Source organism: Flavobacterium notoginsengisoli (assembly GCF_042686225.1).
Taxonomy (GTDB): domain Bacteria; phylum Bacteroidota; class Bacteroidia; order Flavobacteriales; family Flavobacteriaceae; genus Flavobacterium; species Flavobacterium notoginsengisoli.
Genome location: NZ_JBHUOT010000014.1, coordinates 39,077 through 56,965, shown reverse-complemented (window position 1 = coordinate 56,965; position 17,889 = coordinate 39,077). Strand labels below are relative to the sequence as shown.

At 31.8% G+C, this 17,889-nt stretch carries 14 protein-coding genes; 2 read left to right on the top strand and 12 right to left on the bottom strand.

Annotated elements, in window-relative coordinates; translation table 11 throughout:
* Window positions 1-21 precede the first annotated feature (21 nt).
* The 11 genes from ACFS3A_RS24215 to ACFS3A_RS24165 all read right to left on the bottom strand — a co-directional run bounded on the left by ACFS3A_RS24215 (window position 22) and on the right by ACFS3A_RS24165 (window position 14,099).
* Window positions 22-1,344, bottom strand: a complete 1,323-nt coding sequence (locus ACFS3A_RS24215; RefSeq protein WP_379828130.1) for a hypothetical protein — start codon at window positions 1,342-1,344, stop codon at window positions 22-24.
* A 167-nt stretch (window positions 1,345-1,511) separates the two neighbouring features.
* Window positions 1,512-1,763, bottom strand: coding sequence for a hypothetical protein (locus ACFS3A_RS24210; protein ID WP_379828129.1), 252 nt, complete (start codon window positions 1,761-1,763; stop codon window positions 1,512-1,514).
* 186 nt (window positions 1,764-1,949) lie between these two features.
* Window positions 1,950-2,696 (bottom strand): LytR/AlgR family response regulator transcription factor, encoded by a 747-nt coding sequence (locus ACFS3A_RS24205; RefSeq protein WP_379828128.1) that lies wholly within the window; start codon window positions 2,694-2,696, stop codon window positions 1,950-1,952.
* Complete coding sequence (locus ACFS3A_RS24200) at window positions 2,689-4,425, bottom strand: ATP-binding protein (RefSeq protein ID WP_379828127.1); 1,737 nt, start codon at window positions 4,423-4,425, stop codon at window positions 2,689-2,691. Before ACFS3A_RS24200 ends, ACFS3A_RS24205 begins: the two co-directional genes overlap by 8 nt.
* Window positions 4,426-4,518: 93 nt before the next feature.
* The gene (locus ACFS3A_RS24195) at window positions 4,519-4,920 is read right to left on the bottom strand and encodes a hypothetical protein (protein ID WP_379828126.1); all 402 of its coding nucleotides are present in this window, start codon (window positions 4,918-4,920) and stop codon (window positions 4,519-4,521) included.
* A gap of 149 nt (window positions 4,921-5,069) precedes the next feature.
* Window positions 5,070-6,287, bottom strand: a complete 1,218-nt coding sequence (locus ACFS3A_RS24190) for a DUF4249 domain-containing protein (RefSeq protein WP_379828125.1) — start codon at window positions 6,285-6,287, stop codon at window positions 5,070-5,072.
* Between the two features lie 99 nt (window positions 6,288-6,386).
* On the bottom strand, window positions 6,387-8,177 hold the full coding sequence (locus ACFS3A_RS24185) for a hypothetical protein (protein ID WP_379828124.1): 1,791 nt from the start codon (window positions 8,175-8,177) through the stop codon (window positions 6,387-6,389).
* Between the two features lie 13 nt (window positions 8,178-8,190).
* Window positions 8,191-9,420, bottom strand: coding sequence for a DUF4249 domain-containing protein (locus tag ACFS3A_RS24180; RefSeq protein WP_379828123.1), 1,230 nt, complete (start codon window positions 9,418-9,420; stop codon window positions 8,191-8,193).
* 4 nt (window positions 9,421-9,424) lie between these two features.
* Complete coding sequence (locus ACFS3A_RS24175) at window positions 9,425-12,211, bottom strand: TonB-dependent receptor (protein WP_379828122.1); 2,787 nt, start codon at window positions 12,209-12,211, stop codon at window positions 9,425-9,427.
* A complete protein-coding gene (locus ACFS3A_RS24170; protein WP_379828121.1) occupies window positions 12,212-12,955 on the bottom strand; it encodes a hypothetical protein in 744 nt (247 codons plus the stop codon). It abuts the gene before it with no gap.
* Window positions 12,956-13,136: 181 nt separating this feature from the next.
* Window positions 13,137-14,099, bottom strand: a complete 963-nt coding sequence (locus tag ACFS3A_RS24165) for a hypothetical protein (protein ID WP_379828120.1) — start codon at window positions 14,097-14,099, stop codon at window positions 13,137-13,139.
* Window positions 14,100-14,202: 103 nt separating this feature from the next.
* Between ACFS3A_RS24165 and ACFS3A_RS24160 the strand changes: the two genes are divergently transcribed.
* Both ACFS3A_RS24160 and ACFS3A_RS24155 read left to right on the top strand, forming a co-directional pair.
* On the top strand, window positions 14,203-14,946 hold the full coding sequence (locus ACFS3A_RS24160; protein ID WP_379828119.1) for an LA_2272 family surface repeat-containing protein: 744 nt from the start codon (window positions 14,203-14,205) through the stop codon (window positions 14,944-14,946).
* Between the two features lie 3 nt (window positions 14,947-14,949).
* Window positions 14,950-15,567, top strand: coding sequence for a hypothetical protein (locus ACFS3A_RS24155; RefSeq protein WP_379828118.1), 618 nt, complete (start codon window positions 14,950-14,952; stop codon window positions 15,565-15,567).
* Window positions 15,568-15,644: 77 nt separating this feature from the next.
* Here ACFS3A_RS24155 and ACFS3A_RS24150 read toward each other — a convergent pair whose 3' ends face one another.
* On the bottom strand, window positions 15,645-17,780 hold the full coding sequence (locus tag ACFS3A_RS24150; protein WP_379828117.1) for a polyribonucleotide nucleotidyltransferase: 2,136 nt from the start codon (window positions 17,778-17,780) through the stop codon (window positions 15,645-15,647).
* Between the last annotated feature and the right edge of the window lie 109 nt (window positions 17,781-17,889).

Here is a 17,889-nt window from a genome sequence, read left to right as displayed (position 1 = left end):
CAATGTTTTTATTTTTGATATTTAAAAGTATCTTATTGCTCTGGCTTTGATTGTATTTTTTTCAGGCACTTTTGACGTTGTGGTTTTTTCTCCCGTTTTAAAATTAATGGTACGTACTGAATTCTGATCTGTTTCGGTAGAAGTCCAATAGTTGAAATCGGTTAGTTCTCCCAGGTTTTTTAGATAAAGATTTTTATAGATAAGCTCTAATTCATCAACAGAAGGTAAAAACCAGTCATTGTAATAGTTTTGAGTATATTTTGTCGCCTCTTTTGCCAAAACAGTTCCGTTGTTTATGCTATTACAAACGGAAGGATTTAAATAATAATTGATTAGATTATCATGGTAATTTACTATTTGGGCGGTGTTGTAATATCCGCTTCCTAATTCTGTATTTCGTGCAGCAATTATAGACGAATTAGAACATCCCCATTCAGAATCTTTTAAATCTTTTGCAGCAACTTCGATATAACGCCATCCAAAACTATATTCGCCTTTGTCATAAAAAACAATTCCTTTTGAAGGACCAAAATCTCCAATATTATATACTTTTTGAGGAGTTAGCATAATTTCAAGATTAATGTTTTTAGGAAGCGTTTTTATCAAAATATTAGTGCCTTCCATTTCAATTTCCTGATCAAAACTCCAGTATTTTGCAATTTGCGAATCGCCTTCCAGTTTTATATTTAAATGCAGTTTATCGTCAACAAATAAAAAGAACCAGGAACCATTGTATTCTTTATTATTGTAATAGAAAACTAAACTGCTTCCGGGATTTATTGAAAATTTACCACTGAAATAAGTATTGTCATTGGTTTCAGCATATTTTACCCTCCAGAAAAACTTAGTCGGATTTTCAGTCGGAGGCACAACTATATCATTACAATATTGAATAATATCTTCTCTTGTACAGTTTTTAAGAGCTATATTTAATTCAGCATTATTATTTACAGCATATTTTGTGTTGTCTGCCAAAGTTGTGGTAATAGGATAACTGATACTCAACGACTGATCGCCTGAAAGATTTTCTAAGACGGTACTAAACTGAGCATCACTGTTTATACTTTTTATGCCAATTGTATTCAGATTAGCATCGTATAATCGTAAATTTAACGGATAAATAAACTCAACACATGGAGGTTCTTCGGCTTGTTGTGCTGTTTCCTGTACAGTTGTTTTTTGTAACGTCTGATAAAGATCAGAATCTTTTTTAATTGGAGCTCCGGCTTTACCGGAATCGAGCGTAATTTCGTTATGAAGGTTATCTTCAAAAGCGCATCCGGATAATAAAGAAGTAAAAAGCAGAAATATTGGCGCAACAGTTTTTAGTATGTAATTTTTCATCTTGACGACTTTTTAACTTGGTTTCTAATTAATAGTCTTTCAAAGTTGAAAAGGTTGCGTCTAAAATGATAAATATTTAAAAACCCAATTCAGAGGATTGAATTGGGGTTTTTAACAAGCGTGTGCCTCAGGTTGCAATTGCTTGATTAAAATGGGGGCAAAAAATCTTAATCTGAATAATCGTCAGAAGTATCTAAAATGTCGTCAAATATCTTTTTCAGCGATCTAATGTAAATTGGAAATGCAATTGACAATACAATATATTCAATTCTCATTACGGTAATGTCATCCAGAATTTTATATAGAGAAGGAATAATAGCTCCTAATGAAACCAGAACTCCAATCCACGGATTATTTATTGTTTTTTTTACGAGAGCTAAAATTTTCATTTCTGGTTGTCTGGTTAGTTCGATTCTCATCTACTATTACTTTTTTATTTGTTTATTTGTTTTCAGATGTAAAAGTAATTTTGATTTTTTCGGAAGGACTAAAAAATGTCATGAAAGCTCTTTTTTATGTCATGAAATCTTTATAAAATGATCTGCGGAAAGATTTTTCTTTAAATAAAAAAATCTCCTTGTATATAAAGGAGATTTGGTAGTTTGTCAGGATAAAATATTGATCTTTTTTATGAAATCTTTGTAAGTATCACTGAGGTTTATTTTATGATTACCTTTTAAGACAATGAGATTATCAGCCAGAATTATTTCTTCGATTTTATCTGAATTGACAATAGTGTTTCGATGTGTTCTGATGAATTTATTTTTATCTAATAAATCGCTGATTTTAGTTAACGAAATGAGAATGACAAACTTTTCTTTTTCGGTAATAATATTACAGTAGCGTTCTTCGACTTCAATGTAAATAATATCGTTTAGGGATACTTTTTTTAAGGCGTTTTTTTTCTTTATAAATAAAAAATCATTGCTGATTACAGTGTCTTGTTCTTCACTAAAAAATACATTTGTCTGAGCATAAAATTTCTCAACAGCCATTTCTATGGCGTATAAAATCTCAAGCTCATTAAAAGGTTTCATCAGGAAGCTGAAAGGTTTTGTAAGTTTAGCGCGTTCAAATATCTGGCGATCCTGAGAACTTGTCAAAAAAACAAATGGTTTTGAAGCATTCGGAATAATATTGATCGATTCAGCAAAGGTAATTCCGTCTGGTTTTCCGTCTAAGAAAACATCTATAATAATGATGTCGACCGTGTTTTCGTAAAAAAGTTTTAATGCATCAGTAAAGTTTCTGGCCACCCCTGCAACAGTAAAATTGTTTTGAAGCAATACTTTTACCAGAGCGTCACTTTGCTCTGGCGTATCTTCTATAATTAAAACATGAATATTATCCATTGTTTACTGTTTTTGGAAAAGTCAAAATCATTTTTGTTCCTTTGTTAAGATCGCTTTCTATGGCTAATTTACCATCATTTTTCCGAATCATTTGTTTGCATAGTTGTAAACCTAAACCAGTACCAATAATTTCAGAATTATCTTTTTTTGTTAGTAACTCGCTATCCGAAAGTAATGCTTCGATGGTTTCTTTTTTCATTCCAATTCCATTGTCCTGAATTATTAGTTGACAGGAATCAGAATCATTATTTTCGGTATAAAAACTAATTTTTCCGTTTTCATTAGAAAACTTAATCGCATTATCTAATAAATTCCGAAGTACAATTTTTAACGAATCAAGATCTACGAAGATAAAAATATTTTTTGAAACCAAATTTTCAAAAGTAATTTCTTTGTCCAGAAGCAATGGCTTGTAATTATATTCAATTTGTTGCACAATAGAATATAAATGCACCGATTCTTTATGAAAATATAATTGTTTGGTTTGTAACATAGCCCAATGCAATAAATTATCAAGTAAACTGTAAGCACTATTTGCAATACCGCTATTTTGTACAATTAGTTGATTTAATTCCTCATAATTTTTGGTTTCTAATGTGGAAGATAATTTTGCATTACTAGTTTTTAATGCATTTACAGAAGACCTTAAATCATGACTTACAATAGAGAATAATTGATCTTTTGTGGCATTGAGTTCGTCCAGTTTATTTTTTTGAAGCAATATGATTTTGGAGTTTTTAACTTTTTGGGCATACAGATAAACACCTCCGGTTAAAAGTAATAATAAGCCAATTGCAGCAAAAAAGAATCCGTTGCGTTGCGTATTTTTTAGTTTATTTTCAACCTGAAGGACTTTAATTTCTTTTTGTTTTTGAGCGACAGCAAATTTTTTCTCAAAATCAGCAACTGCCCAGACTTTATTTTGATTATTTAATGAATCTTTCCATTGTTCAGATTCTTTTCGATAAGATAAAGCTTCTTTAAAATTGCCCCTGTTTTCTTCTACAACAGCCATGTTTTTAGCAGCTACTCTCTTAGTATCTAGATCTTTAACTTTTTTTGATAATAAATAGGCATCTTTAAAATAAGGAATGGCCTGGGCATCTTTGTATTGCTCATAATATAAAGAAGCAATATTAAAATAAGAATTTATAAGTGGTAATGTATCATTACTACTTTGTAGCATTTCTGAATTTTTTAATAAATAAAATTCTGCTTTATCAAATTGACTTAAATGAAGATAACAGATACCAAGGTTGCCATAAACGCTATTTATATTGCAGTCATTGTTGTCTGTAGAAGGTTCAAGAACTTTTTGAAAATGAAGGATTGCTTTTTTAAATTCCTTTAAATCAATGTAATTACAGGCTAAATAATTATCAATATAATTATAGAAAACGAATTTTTTAGAAATTAATAAAAACTCTTTTTCAGCTTCTTTGAATAATTTTAATTGTCTAAAACTAAGTCCTCTTAATAAGTGACAGTAATCTGTCAGGGCTGTTTTTTTTGAGGAGCTTAATTGTTTCATCGAATAGACTAAAGTCGAATCCCAATTTTTTGTAGAATAAAAATATTGTGCTTTCCTGAAATTATCTTCAGACTTATATTCAAGAGATTTTAGTTTAATTTTAGTTTTTATAATTTCCTCACAATTTTTATTTTGTGAAAAAAGTAAAAACGGAAAAATTAATAGTACTAAAAATATTGAGAAACTGTTTTTAGACATTCAGAGGTTTATTTTTGATATGGAAACCATAAATAAAATATAAGTTTATGTCTTTTTTGATATTTCATTTATGGTTTCAGCTTATTTAAATTTTTATGGAGTTGTGACTTTTGTCTCAGTTCCTCTTGACGTTTCAGGATCAATATCTTTTAAGAAAGACAGAACTTCCGTAATATTACCAACCGTTTTAGAAGTATAATCAACTTCAACATACCAAACATCACAGCTTTCCGGAGTTTCTTCAGAAAAATCGTAATCATAAAACATTTGTAGAGTAGTGCCATCTATTTCAGTAGGTTCCTCAACAGTAGGATTATTTGTGTCTTCAGAGTTAATGTATAAAGTTGCTCTGATTTTTAAGGTAAGCGGACCTCCTTCCGGTGTGTAAAATCTTGCAGAAACTAATGGAGGAACGGGATAAGTAACAGTTTCAGGATGTGTAAAAATGAAATCTTGGGTATTGATTCTTGTGTTTTGTAAAACAGTGTAAGCCATTAACGTTGTTTTTTAGAGTTAAAATTTATCTTAAGGTATACTAAAGGTATTTTTTTTCTTGAAATAAAGCATAAAAATACCTTTAGTTTTTATCTAATTTAACTCTTGTTGAAGTAAAACATGCAAAAAAGGGGTTTCATCTTAAAGAATTAATCTATCCAAAAAGGAGGAACTATGTTAGATGAAAACTTTGTACAGTCACCACAAGCAGGTTTTACTAAAAAATAGGGAGAAAAACCGGAAAAATATATTAATTCGCGACTCCTGATTACAGAACGTAATTGTACAGCGGCGCATGGCGGATCTCCCGTACAGTCGGCAAATTCTTTCATTTCACAATCACTTTCATAATACGGAGGCAGAGGTTCTCTTGGAAATAAATCTTCATAATTAAAGTAGATTCTTTCTGAAGAAACTGCAGAAACTTCAAAGAAACCAATAACTTTTTCTGAAGGATTTTCTACTGATTTTATATTACCGTAGAAAAAACCGGGCTGCTTAGGAGAAAGGATACTTCCTGAAGATGATAAATCTTTTAAAGTTTTGTAATAAGTATGGGCAGCTAAATTTTGAATATATTGTTTTACAAAAATGGTATAACGATGTGAAATGATATAATTTTGATTACTAATAAAACGTACCGGAAAATGTACTCTATCTTCGCTGAGGGCATTAGTACTATTCAAAATTATGCTGTTTGATTTTTTGGTAGAGAAGCAGATTCTGACTTGCTTAGTTCTACGAACAATTGAGATATTTTCCGATGCAGGACTGCCGGGAGTGCCTTCTCTGGGATCTTCCGGAACAGCAGGGACATCAATTACAAAAGCTTCAAATGGACTCCATAATGGTGCAATAACTTTATAGGTTTCGGTATACTCGTATCTGTAATATTTTGAAGAATTGGTTGGATCAAAACTATTTACGTTGATTTGTACACCTCGCTCACCATTAACCGTTTCTACGGTAGCTGTAACATTATCAATTTTGGTTTCAGTAGTTAAAGCCTGTTCATCAGAAGTGTAGTTTTTGCCTGCACTTGTTTTAATTTTTAACTGATATTTTCTTCCCGGCTCAGCTTTAAAAGGAGTTATGGATTCGTAAACCGTATCTTTTTCTGCAAATTGATATTCATTTCCCTTATCGTCTAAAATAAATACATTTGCACCTTTTTCGAGTTTTGGACCAGTTTCTTCAAGCTCGTACACTTGTGAAAGTCTGATGGTCTGGTTTTTAAGTTCGTTTGTTATAGTTCCTTCAACCACAAGAGCACTTTCAAAACCGGTATTCTGAAAGACATATTGTTCTGTGCAGCTGCTAATCGCAAATGCTAAAATTAAGAACAGAGAGATTTTATATATATTCATGGTTCTAAAACTTAAAATTATTAGGTAATATCTTGAATTTAAAACTGTATTAATGTCGCCTGATTTACAGAATGAATTACTAATGTAAATATCAATTGTTTATTTTACACTAATAGTCTTAGAAACATAAACAGGTTGTCCGTTATCAGTAAAGCCTTCCAGTACAACTTCAAAATTTCCTTTAACATCAGAGGTGTAAAATGATAAATTATCTTCTTTTGTATCCAGTTTAATATTTGGTCTCCATAATAATTGATATCTGTAATCCGGGATTCTTTGTAATTTATTGCCTGCTGTATAATCAGGATTATTATAGATCTTTTCCGGATTAGGGCGTTGAATTTCCATTGTTTTTAAATATTTCTTAGCATAGTTTGTAGAAAATTCATTGCCTTTAGTTTCAAAACTAATTAATCCTCCGTATAAATTTGGTCCGTAAACATAAGGCTCCGTTATTAAACTTACTCTGCTTACATTTGCCATATTGTAATCAAAAAGATCACTTGGATCCTGAATCAATAATCCATCAACAAGGACCATTGGCGGACCATAAATCATTAAATCTTTTTGGTTATTTCGAATGTGCAGCTGATATTTACCGTTTTCTCTTCTATAATAAAGTTCAACAATAACTTCTACAATATTTTCTTTTAAAGTAGGAAATCGGGTATAATCATCTAAGACATACGATTTTTCAATAGTGGTAAAAAATGGATTCATAACCGCTTCAGTAACCAAACTGTCTTTCTTGATTTGATAGTAAGCATTTTGAATCTGACTGGCAGTAGATCTTTCTTCGATGTCTTTTCTTAATTCTGGTGATAAATTAAGTTTTGACGTAAATTGCAGTGAAGAAGTGTCAAACTTTGGAAATGCATCTAAATGAATAGTATATTCATTTCGCTTTTCGTCAATTACCTGTAATATTGCATTTGGGAAATTAGGAAACTGATCCAGTAAAAAAGCAAATTTTCCCTGAGCGTTGGTCTTCACAATTTTTAAAACATATTCTTTTCCCGGTAATGATAAAGCTATCGATTTATTGCTCAACTCACCATTGTTGGCAGATGTGATGTAACCTGTAATTAATTCAGATCTGATTTCCGGAATATAATCAAAAGTGTTTGGCGTATTTTTATAGGATTCCGCAGTTTTTTTTGCAAATTCTGAAGAAGTTAACTGTTTTGATGTGGGGATTTGGTCTTTTTTTCGAATCGAAACAGAATAGCTTCCTTTTTCTATTGTTTCGGTTAAAGATTTTAGTTTTAAATTGACTTTTTCTCTTGTATAATAGTTTTCTTTATCAAACACCAAATCAATTCTTTTATCATTTCCGGAGTTAGAATTTATTGTTTGAACCGCTACAGCTGTTTGCTTAGGATTAGAAATTTCAAAAGTGATGTTGTCATTAGGTTCCTGACTTTCAAACGGGTTTATAATAAAAATGTCTATTTCATTTTTTTGAGAATGTACATTGTTTAACATCCATTTTGTATATGCAATAACCTTGTAATTACCTGTTTTTAAGGTTGTAGGGATAAAATAGTCGCCGGTTCCTATTCCGTTATCCAGATAAACTTTGTTTTTCTGAATAGATGTCTTATCACTGTTTACAAGTTCAACATATGCGATTTTACTGATTTGACTTGTTTTGTTGTTTAATGGATTTAAACAATATAACTTGAAAAACAATGTCTCGCCAGTCAAAAATGTAGTGGTATTGGAGTGCAGAAAAATAGTTTCCTGAGTTGAAATATCAGGAATGGTATTTTTATTTTGTGAATTCTGTGCAAAAGTAAGTCCGCTCTTTATGAACAAAAGCATTAAGAGAGTCAATTGCTTAATTCTAAATGAGATAGTACTCTGATTATATATAGAAAAGTTTTTCATGAATTTTAAAGAATTAATCTACCCAAAAAGGAGGAACAATGTTAGAAGAAAATGAAGTACAGTCACCACAAGCTGGTTTTACCATTCCGTATTCATCTTCATAATTGGTTGATACTAATACTAATGATCGTGATCTTATTGCATCGCGTAACTGTGGTCCGCTGCAAGGAGGGAGTCCTGTGCAATCTACAAAATTTCTAATATCGCAATCTGATTCATAATAAGGTGGCAGAGGTTCTCTTGGAAATAAATCAGCATAATTAAAGAAGATTCTATCCGAAGAAACTGCAGAAACTTCAAAGAAACCAATAACTTTTTCTGAAGGATTTTCTACTGATTTTATGTTTCCGTAAAAAAATCCAGGTTGCTTTGGTGATAAAACACTTCCTGAAGAAGATAAATCTTTCAAAGTTTTGTAATAGGTATATGCGGCTAAATTTTGAATATATTGTTTTACAAAAATGGTATAACGATGTGAAATGATATAATTTTGATTACTAATAAAACGGACAGGAAAATGCACGCGATCTTCACTGAGACTATTAGTGTTGTTTAAAATTATATCATTAGATTTTTTGCTGGAATAACAAGTTCTGGTTTCTCTATTTCGGGGTCTTACTAAGATGTTTTCCCCGGCTGGAGAACCTGGAGTGCCTTCAACCGGATTTGCCGGAGTTGCAGGATAACTATCCATTACAGCTTCTCTGGGATCCCACACAGGAGCTACAATTTTATAGGTTTCGGCATATTCATATCGATAATATTTTGAAGTATTACTTGGGTCAAAACTATTTACATTGATTTGCACACCTCGTTCTCCATTTACTGTTTCTACAGTAGCTGTCACGTTATCAATTTTAGTTTCAGTAGTCAAAACCTGTTCATCAGAAGCATAGTTTTTACCTGCACTTGTTTTAATTTTTAATTGATATTTTCTTCCCGGCTCGGCTCTAAAAGGAGTTAAAGATTCATAAACCGTGTCTTTTTCTGTAAATTGATATTCATTTCCCTGATCGTCCAGAATAAACACATTTGCACCCTTTTCCATCCTTGGGCCTGTTTCTTCAAGCTGATAAACCTGGGAAAGTCTTATAATTTGATTTTTAAGTTCGTTTGTTATAGTTCCTTCAACCACAAGAGCGCTTTCAAAATCGGTATTTCGAAAGACATATTGTTCTGTGCAGCTGCTAATCGCAAATGCTAAAATGAAGAACAATGAGATTTTATATATATATTTTTTCACGGTTTTAAAACTTGAAATTATACGTAATACTTGGAATTGGAATTGAGAAAATAGAAGTTTTGTACGCTTTGATTTGTCCCTCTTTTGTTACAAAGAATACCGAATAAGGATTGTTTCTTCCTAATACATTGTAAACTGAAATATTCCAAAAACTATGAGCTAATTTTTTGATTTTATGATTTCCTTCAATATTCAAACCAAGATCCAGTCTAAAATAATCCGGAATTCTAAATTTGTTACGGTCGCTATATACAGTATATTGTTCGTTACCATAATCGTATCTCCCAATTGGATAAGTAATTGGTCTTCCGGTTTGATAAGCAAAGTTACTTGAAACACTATAACGTTTTGTAATTCTGTAGTTTAAAACAGCGCTGAAATCGTGTGGTTTATCAAAATTAGAGGCAAAATATTTTCCGTCATTTACTTTTTCCTGTTGAAACTGACTGTCAAGTTTTATTAAAGATCTTGAATAAGTATAACCAACCCATCCATTTAATTTACCTACTTGTTTTTTAAATAAAACCTCTATACCGTAAGCTTTACCTTCTCCTTGTAAAAGCTCTGTTTCAATGTTGTCGTTAAGTAGTAATTCAGCACCAACTTTATAATCCAGAATGTTTTTAGATCTTTTGTAGTACCCTTCTAAACTAACTTCGACATCGCCATCTTTTAAATTCTTGTAGAAACCTAAAGAAACTTGTTGTGCACTTTCCGGTTTGACGTTCAAATCTGAAAGTTTCCAGATATCGGTTGGAGACTGTGTTGTATTATTGGATAATAAATGAATGTACTGATAGGTTTTGTCATAACTTGCACGTACAGAAAAATCATCTGTAATAAAATACCTTGCGGCAAGTCGTGGTTCAAATCCGCCGTATCTTTTGATTACTTCATTATTGCCAAAAGTTTTTGTTTCAGTTACTGTAGCATCACTTATAGGCAGATTTTCTTCGTAAATTCTCTGAGTAGATTTACCTAAAGCGGCAAAGGTGGAATAACGCAAACCAAAATCCAGAAGGAATTTATCGCTTATTTTAAAATTGTCTCCAATATATGCAGCAGATTCCAAACCTTTCTCGGTTTCAATATCAATTGGAATTAAAGTCGACTGAGGATTTTTTGGATTTAAATATCCTGGATCAACAGCATATAGTTTTGTAGAAAGACCATAACTGAATTTATGTTTTGCATTGAATTGATATGTCATTTTTAGCATTGCCTGCGTCTCATCAATTTTATAGCCAAAATCAAAATTGTTTATTCCTTCAGACTGATAATCGATATTAAACTTGTATTCACTATTAGTAACTATCAGAGAGCCTTTATTTTTTTCATTAAAAGTATGATTCCATTTTAAAGTTGCTAATCTGTTACTGTATTTGTATAACGAATCTGAAGAGACACTAAATTTATCTTTACTATAATAGAGAGTAGATTCAATATCATTATTGGCGTTTATTTTATGATTGTATTTTAGGATAAGATCATAAAAAGAAGCTTGACTATTTTTTAGACTTTCATCATCCAGACTTTTTAAAATATAATCGGAGTAAGTTGCTCTTCCTCCTGCAATCAGACTTGATTTTCCTTTTACAACAGGTGTAGAAAGCATTAAATTACTCGTAACGGGACCAATACCGCCTTCTCCCTGAAATTCATTAACGTTACCGCTTTTAGATGAAATATCAAAAACAGATGATAATCTTCCTCCAAATTCAGCAGGAATACTTCCTTTATAAATGTCTACTTTTTTAGTGGTGTAAGGATTCAAAGCAGTAAAAAAGCCAAAGAAATGTGACGGATTGTATAAAGTAGCATGATCCAGTAAAAATAAATTCTGATCTTCTTTACCACCTCTGACATTAAATCCTGCAGATCCTTCTCCCGCTGTTTTTATCCCGGGCATAGTTAAAGCAACTTTAAGTATATCACGTTCGCCAAGAACCAACGGAACATTTTTAATTCCTTCAGCGTCAATGGTCGTTACTCCCGTTATGGCAGATTTTGCACTTTTACTTTTATTGGTTTTAATAAGTACTTCGTCCAGCTGGTTTATGTTGTCTGTTAAAGAAAAATTTAATGCACCATCATTATAAACCATAATGTTTTTAGTCACCTTATTGTATGAGAAACTTTCTGTTTCAACAACATTTAATCCTCCCGGAACCTGCAGGGTGTAATATCCTTTTTTGTCTGTCGTAGCAGAAAATTCAGAGTTTGGTACTTTTACTATAATATTAGCAAGTGCAGAATTGTTTTTTCCACCTCGTATAACTCCGGATAATGTATAGGTTGGTTTCTTTTTTTGATTTTTAACCTCTTTGCCAATAAGGACAAGATCCCTAATGTTTTTATTAGGATTTCGTGAGTTTGTTTTTTTTATCGAATCATATTGTTGATAAAATATTGGGGTTGTAATTTGTCCATTTTCATCTCTTTCAAGAGGAATTCCGAAATAATCATCAGGTAACTGACTATAAATGATACTGTTATTTGTAACAATAACTTTATTGTCAGAAATATAAAAGTTAAAGCTGGTATTTTGAAAAACATCTTCAAGAACTTCTCCAATTCTGGTGTCTTTATATCGTTTAACGATTGAAGTACTATCATTTTCAAACCATTTTTCGTCAAAGTAAAATTTATAATAAGATACTTTTTCAATGTCCTGAATAGCAGTTTTTATATTGGCATTTTTAAATTCAACTGATATTTTGTCACTGATTACCTGAGAATATATGATTTGTTGAAAGGCTATTAAAAATAGAATAAGAGTAATTTTTTTCATTTAATTAGAACTTTTTTTTAAAAGACCATTGATTTGTTTCGTTAGACTTTCCATGAATTGTGGTTTATTGGAACGTTCTAATTTTTTTTCAGTACTATAAATACCGTTTATTTCCTTTTTATAATTTGGAAAGATTTTCTTAAAATCTTTAGCTGTTTCAACCTTATAGAAATAGCTGTTGTATTTTAAGATATAGCTGATTTTATAAATGAAATTATAATAAATAATGTCTGCTTGCAGGGATTTTACTTTTTCTTTAGAATGTTTGATATAAAGAGAAACATTGTCGCCAACATATGTTTCTTCATATATACCTTTTATCGTGGAAGGAAATTTTATGGACTCTTCTTTAAGATTAACAAATTTTTTGTTTTTGATAAAGAAATAATCAACTTTTTCTGTAATCAGGTTGATTGGTAAATTCTCTGAAGATCCGTTTTGTTTATAGATAACCTGATCCTGTAGAATATCATATTTGAGATTAACACTAGAATAAATCTGATTTTCAAAACTAATATCGCCAAGATTAAACTCGTCAATATAGTATCTGTTTTTACCAGCCAGTGGACGAAAAGGCTCGCTGTGAACGATTCCGTTATTGATGTTTAGATTGTCTTTTCCTACTGCTTCATCGAAGTAATCGTACAATGACGATTTTTCAACAGATTGAGAGTGTAATTGCGATATATTTAATAAGCTTGTGAATATCGCAAGTGAAATGATTTTTTTTTGGTAATTTTTCAAGGGAACGTGATTAGTTGTTTTTGGATTGATTGGTTCCAAAAGTATTAAAAAAATGTTATAAAAATCACGTGTAGGTGTTAAAATGTAATAATTTTTTTATGTTATTAAAATCAAAAATACCAATCTGTTAATTGGATAGCAAAAATGCTAAATAGTGTTTCATGAAAAAAAAAAGATGCGTTTAAAACAATAAATCTACTTGCGAATTTATTTTTTCGAGATAATAATCTATTTTTCTAATGGCTCGATTAAAGAAAACATGCTGTTCTTTAATGCCGGACAGACCTAAAGGAATTGAATTAAGAATTTGTTGTTTGAAAAACTGATGTACATTTTTGCAGCTGTCTTCGTTATCTGTTATAAAATACCCTAAAAGTGTATAAGGAACAAACATGGTTAATTTATCTTCCGTTTCTATAAGCATGTTATTGTTTAATAATATGAGCTCATTATAATAGATAGAAAATTTTTCGTTTGGTTCGTTGCACTTCGTTTTTATCAGTTCAATAATTCTTTTTAGGTCAATGCAAAGAGCATTTGCACTTTTTAGACTTAGAAGACCAGCTTCGTAAAAATAGAGGATTTGTTGCAAACTACTGTTTATAGTGGTATCATTCCATACTTCATTTACGATTGTGTTCTCGTAGATTTTTTTTAATTTTTGCATGTATTCTGTAAAAGATTCGTCAATTACAAAATTTTCAAATGATGTTTTCTTTTGATTGGAATTTAAAAGATTCAGCCATACAAAAGCTTTAAATTTTGATAATATGGTTCCGTCCATAAAATAAAATAGCGGAATGTCTTTTGCAGAATAAAAGAGCTTTGTTTTTTTATTTTTTGTTAATACTTCGATATTTTCTGCAGATGATTTAAAATATTGAAGCATGTCTTTTAAGTTTTCAATTTCAATTGTTTTCTCAACAATTACCTTTCCCTTATTCGAAAATAAATTATCTAATGAAATGTTGAAATGACTAGCCAGTCTAATTGTTTCATCAATAGAAAATTTGCTTTTTCCTGAAATTCTTCGGTAGGAAGCATCGTAGCTAATTTCTAAAACACCGGCAATTTCATCAATCAAAGAAATGGACTGAGGGATTTTCTGTTTTATAGCTTTTAAAAATAATTCTTGTGATTTCATATTTTGCGATATTCACAAATTTATAAAATTTTTTTATTGGTTTTCGCAAATTGATATGTGATAAATGCAATAGGTTTGTCCTGTAATTTTAAAATAATGATTTATGAAAACATCAATTTTAATAATCTTAAGTTTTGTTTTTGGATGTTCTTACGGTCAGAATGCTGTTCTTGTTGAAAATGATTCTGTGGTATTGCATTCTCAAATTTTCAGTCTTTCGCCAATGTCTAAAAATGTAGATAAAGTAAACGGATTGGTTTTTGGAGTAGGGCATGTTGAAAATAAACGTGTTGCAAGTCAGACTATTAATGGTATAAATGCAGAAGTTAACCCTGCGCCGGTTGCAGGAGCATTTATAGCTTTTATGTCATTAGTTTATCTGCCTGAGATTATCAGGAATAATAAAAAATCGGATAGTATAAAAAACACTGAAGATTACTATAGGATTAAGAATATGAATTACGCTCCTCATTTAAAATTAAATGGTTTGAATGTTAGTTCAGGATGCTTTTTTACTACTACCAGCATGAACGGATTAAATATTTCTGCAGGAAATAAATTTAATGATTTTAATGGACTTTCGCTTACTGTTTTAGGAACGATTGCAGATCATCAAAACGGACTTTCGATTGGAATTTATAATGCTAATAATGATTTGACTGGTTCAACGGTTGGAATTTATAATCAATCCTACCAATTAAGCGGATTACATCTGGGAATTTTTAATCAAACCAGAATGAATAAAGGTTTGCAAATAGGAGTTTTGAATAAGTCAAATTCTAAAGGTTTTCAATTAGGTCTTTGGAATATAAATAATAAAAGGTCTATGCCTTTTTTTAATTGGTAAATTATGAGACAATTTTTAATGCTATTGATTTTTATATTTTCAGAATTTGCATTTGCTCAAAATGAATCTCAGAATTTGTCTGATACATATGAGAGGATTTATGTAGAAGCTGGATTTGTGCAGCCACTAGGGAAACTTTCTGAAAAGTTTGATTTATCGCCATCATTTGGTTTTTGGTTTAGAAATAAACTGAGCCAGGATGATTTTGTAGATTTTGGATTCAATTTTTTTGTACCAAAAAAGCCATTAAATGTCAATTTTGAATATCGGGATTCTATTGTACAGTACAAATCAAGCCATTTTGCAATTAATATCGGAACACGTTTTGCAAAAATTATCCCGCTATCGCAACGAAAAACAGATTTTAATTTAGAATGGAATTCCGGAATTGGGCTGGCTTTAAATTTTTATAACGCTCCAAAAGAATTAGAATTTGAAGATGGAGAGCATACAAAAGAAGTTTTAACTACATTTTATTTGTCACAAGGAATTAAGCTAAATTATAGAAATACAGGATTACAATGTCATTATCAATGGTCTCCTTACGGAATATTTAATGATAAAGTAGAAAAAAACTTTGGCTCTCAGACCCTGATGTTTGGGATAGTTTACAGGCAATAAATTAAACTTAAAAACCCCAAATCAAATACATGAATTGGGGTTTTCTATGAATAAACCTTTAGTAAACTAAGATCTGATTACTCTTTTTTCTCCTCACGTGGAGGTCTTGGAACTAGTGCTTTTTTAGACACTTTTTCTTTTTTAGTTTTAGGATCAATTCCGAGGTATTTCACTTGGAAAACGTCTCCCATTTTAACTACGTCAGCAACGTTTTCAGTACGTTCCCAAGCTAGTTCAGATACGTGAAGCAATACCTCGTTTCCTGGTGCAGCAGTATATTCAACTACAGCTCCGAAATCTAGCATTTTGATTACTTTAACTTCGTAAGCTTCTCCCATTTGAGGTTTGAAAGTTAAGGCATCGATTTTAGCCAATACTGTTTTGATACCTTCAGGGTCAGTTCCTAAGATTTCAACAACACCTTGCTCATCAACTTCGTTGATCACAATAGTTGTTCCAGTAGCTTTTTGTAATTCCTGAATTACTTTTCCACCAGGTCCAATTAATGCTCCAATAAAGTTTCCAGGAATAGTTCTGGTAATGATTTTCGGTGCATGAGCTTTTACGTCAGCTCTTGGAGCAGCGATTGTCTCAGTTAATTTTCCTAAGATATGTAAACGTCCATCACGAGCCTGAGCTAAAGCTTGCTCCATAATGTCATAACGTAAACCATCGATCTTGATGTCCATTTGACAAGCAGTAATACCGTCAGCGGTTCCGGTTACTTTAAAGTCCATATCTCCCAAGTGATCTTCATCACCTAAAATATCAGACAATACAGCAAATTTCTCACCGTCAGTAATCAATCCCATAGCAATTCCAGAAACTGGTTTTACCATTTGAACTCCAGCATCCATAAGTGCCATTGTTCCGGCACAAACCGTTGCCATAGAAGAAGAACCGTTAGATTCTAAAACCTCAGAAACAACACGAATTGTATAAGGACAATCAGCAGGAATCATATTTTTTAACGCTCTTTGAGCTAAGTTACCGTGACCAACTTCTCTTCTTGAAGTTCCTCTTAATGGTTTTGCTTCACCAGTTGAGAAAGGAGGGAAGTTATAGTGTAAGTAGAATTTCTCTTCACCTTGTTCAGATGGAGAATCGATTTGGTTTGCCTCTCTGGAAGTTCCTAAAGTTACTGTAGCCAAAGCCTGAGTTTCTCCACGTGTAAATAAAGAGGATCCGTGAACTCTTGGTAAATAATCCGTTTCACACCAGATTGGTCTGATGTCTGTAGTTTTTCTACCATCTAAACGAACGCCTAATTCTAAAACTACATTACGAACAGCTTCTTTGTTTGTTTTGTAGAAATATTTAGAAACTAAATCACCGTCAGCAGCTAATTCTTCTTCTGTAAATAAAGCTTTAACTTCTTCTTTTACTTCAGCAAATGCAGCGCCTCTTTCGTGTTTAGCTGAACCAACTTTTGCAATAGCATAGATTTTATCGTATGCTGCTTCTTTTACTTTTTTGTAAATTTCTTCGTTTTCTCTCTCTCCTTCGTAAGTACGGATTTCTTTTTTACCAAAAGCTTCCTGTAGACGATATTGAGCCTGGATTTGAACTTTGATCGCTTCGTGAGCAAATTTAATAGCTTCGATCATTTCAGCTTCTGAGATTTCTTTCATCTCACCTTCAACCATTGCTACAGAATCCATAGAAGCTCCAATCATCATATCGATGTCAGATTTTTCTAATTCTTCTCTGCTTGGGTTGATCACTAATTTTCCATCGATACGTGCAACACGAACTTCAGAAATCAAGTTGTAAAATGGAATATCTGAAACTGCTAATGCTGCAGAAGCAGCTAAACCAGCTAAAGCATCTGGCATAACAGTTTCGTCATGAGACATTAACTGAATCATAACTTGTGTTTCAGCATGGTAATCGTCTGGGAAAAGCGGACGCAATACACGGTCAACTAATCTCATTGTCAATACTTCGCTGTCGCTTGGACGTGCTTCTCTTTTAAAGAAACCTCCAGGGAAACGACCTGCTGCTGCGAATTTTTCGCGGTAATCTACCGTTAACGGTAAAAAATCAACGCCTGGGTTTGATGTGCGAGCTGAAACTGCTGTTGCAAGAATCATAGTGTCGCCCATTCTAACTACTACAGAACCGTCAGCTTGTTTAGCTAAACGTCCTGTCTCGATTGTGATGCTTCTGCCATCACCTAAATCGATCTTTTCTACAAATAATTGTGGAATCATAAATTTTTTCCTTTTGATTATACAATGGGTTTTAGTTGTGTTGTAGTTGTTGTTGTGTGTAGTTGTTGTTGTCTAAAACCCAATGAAAAACCAAACTTTTTTTCTTGTA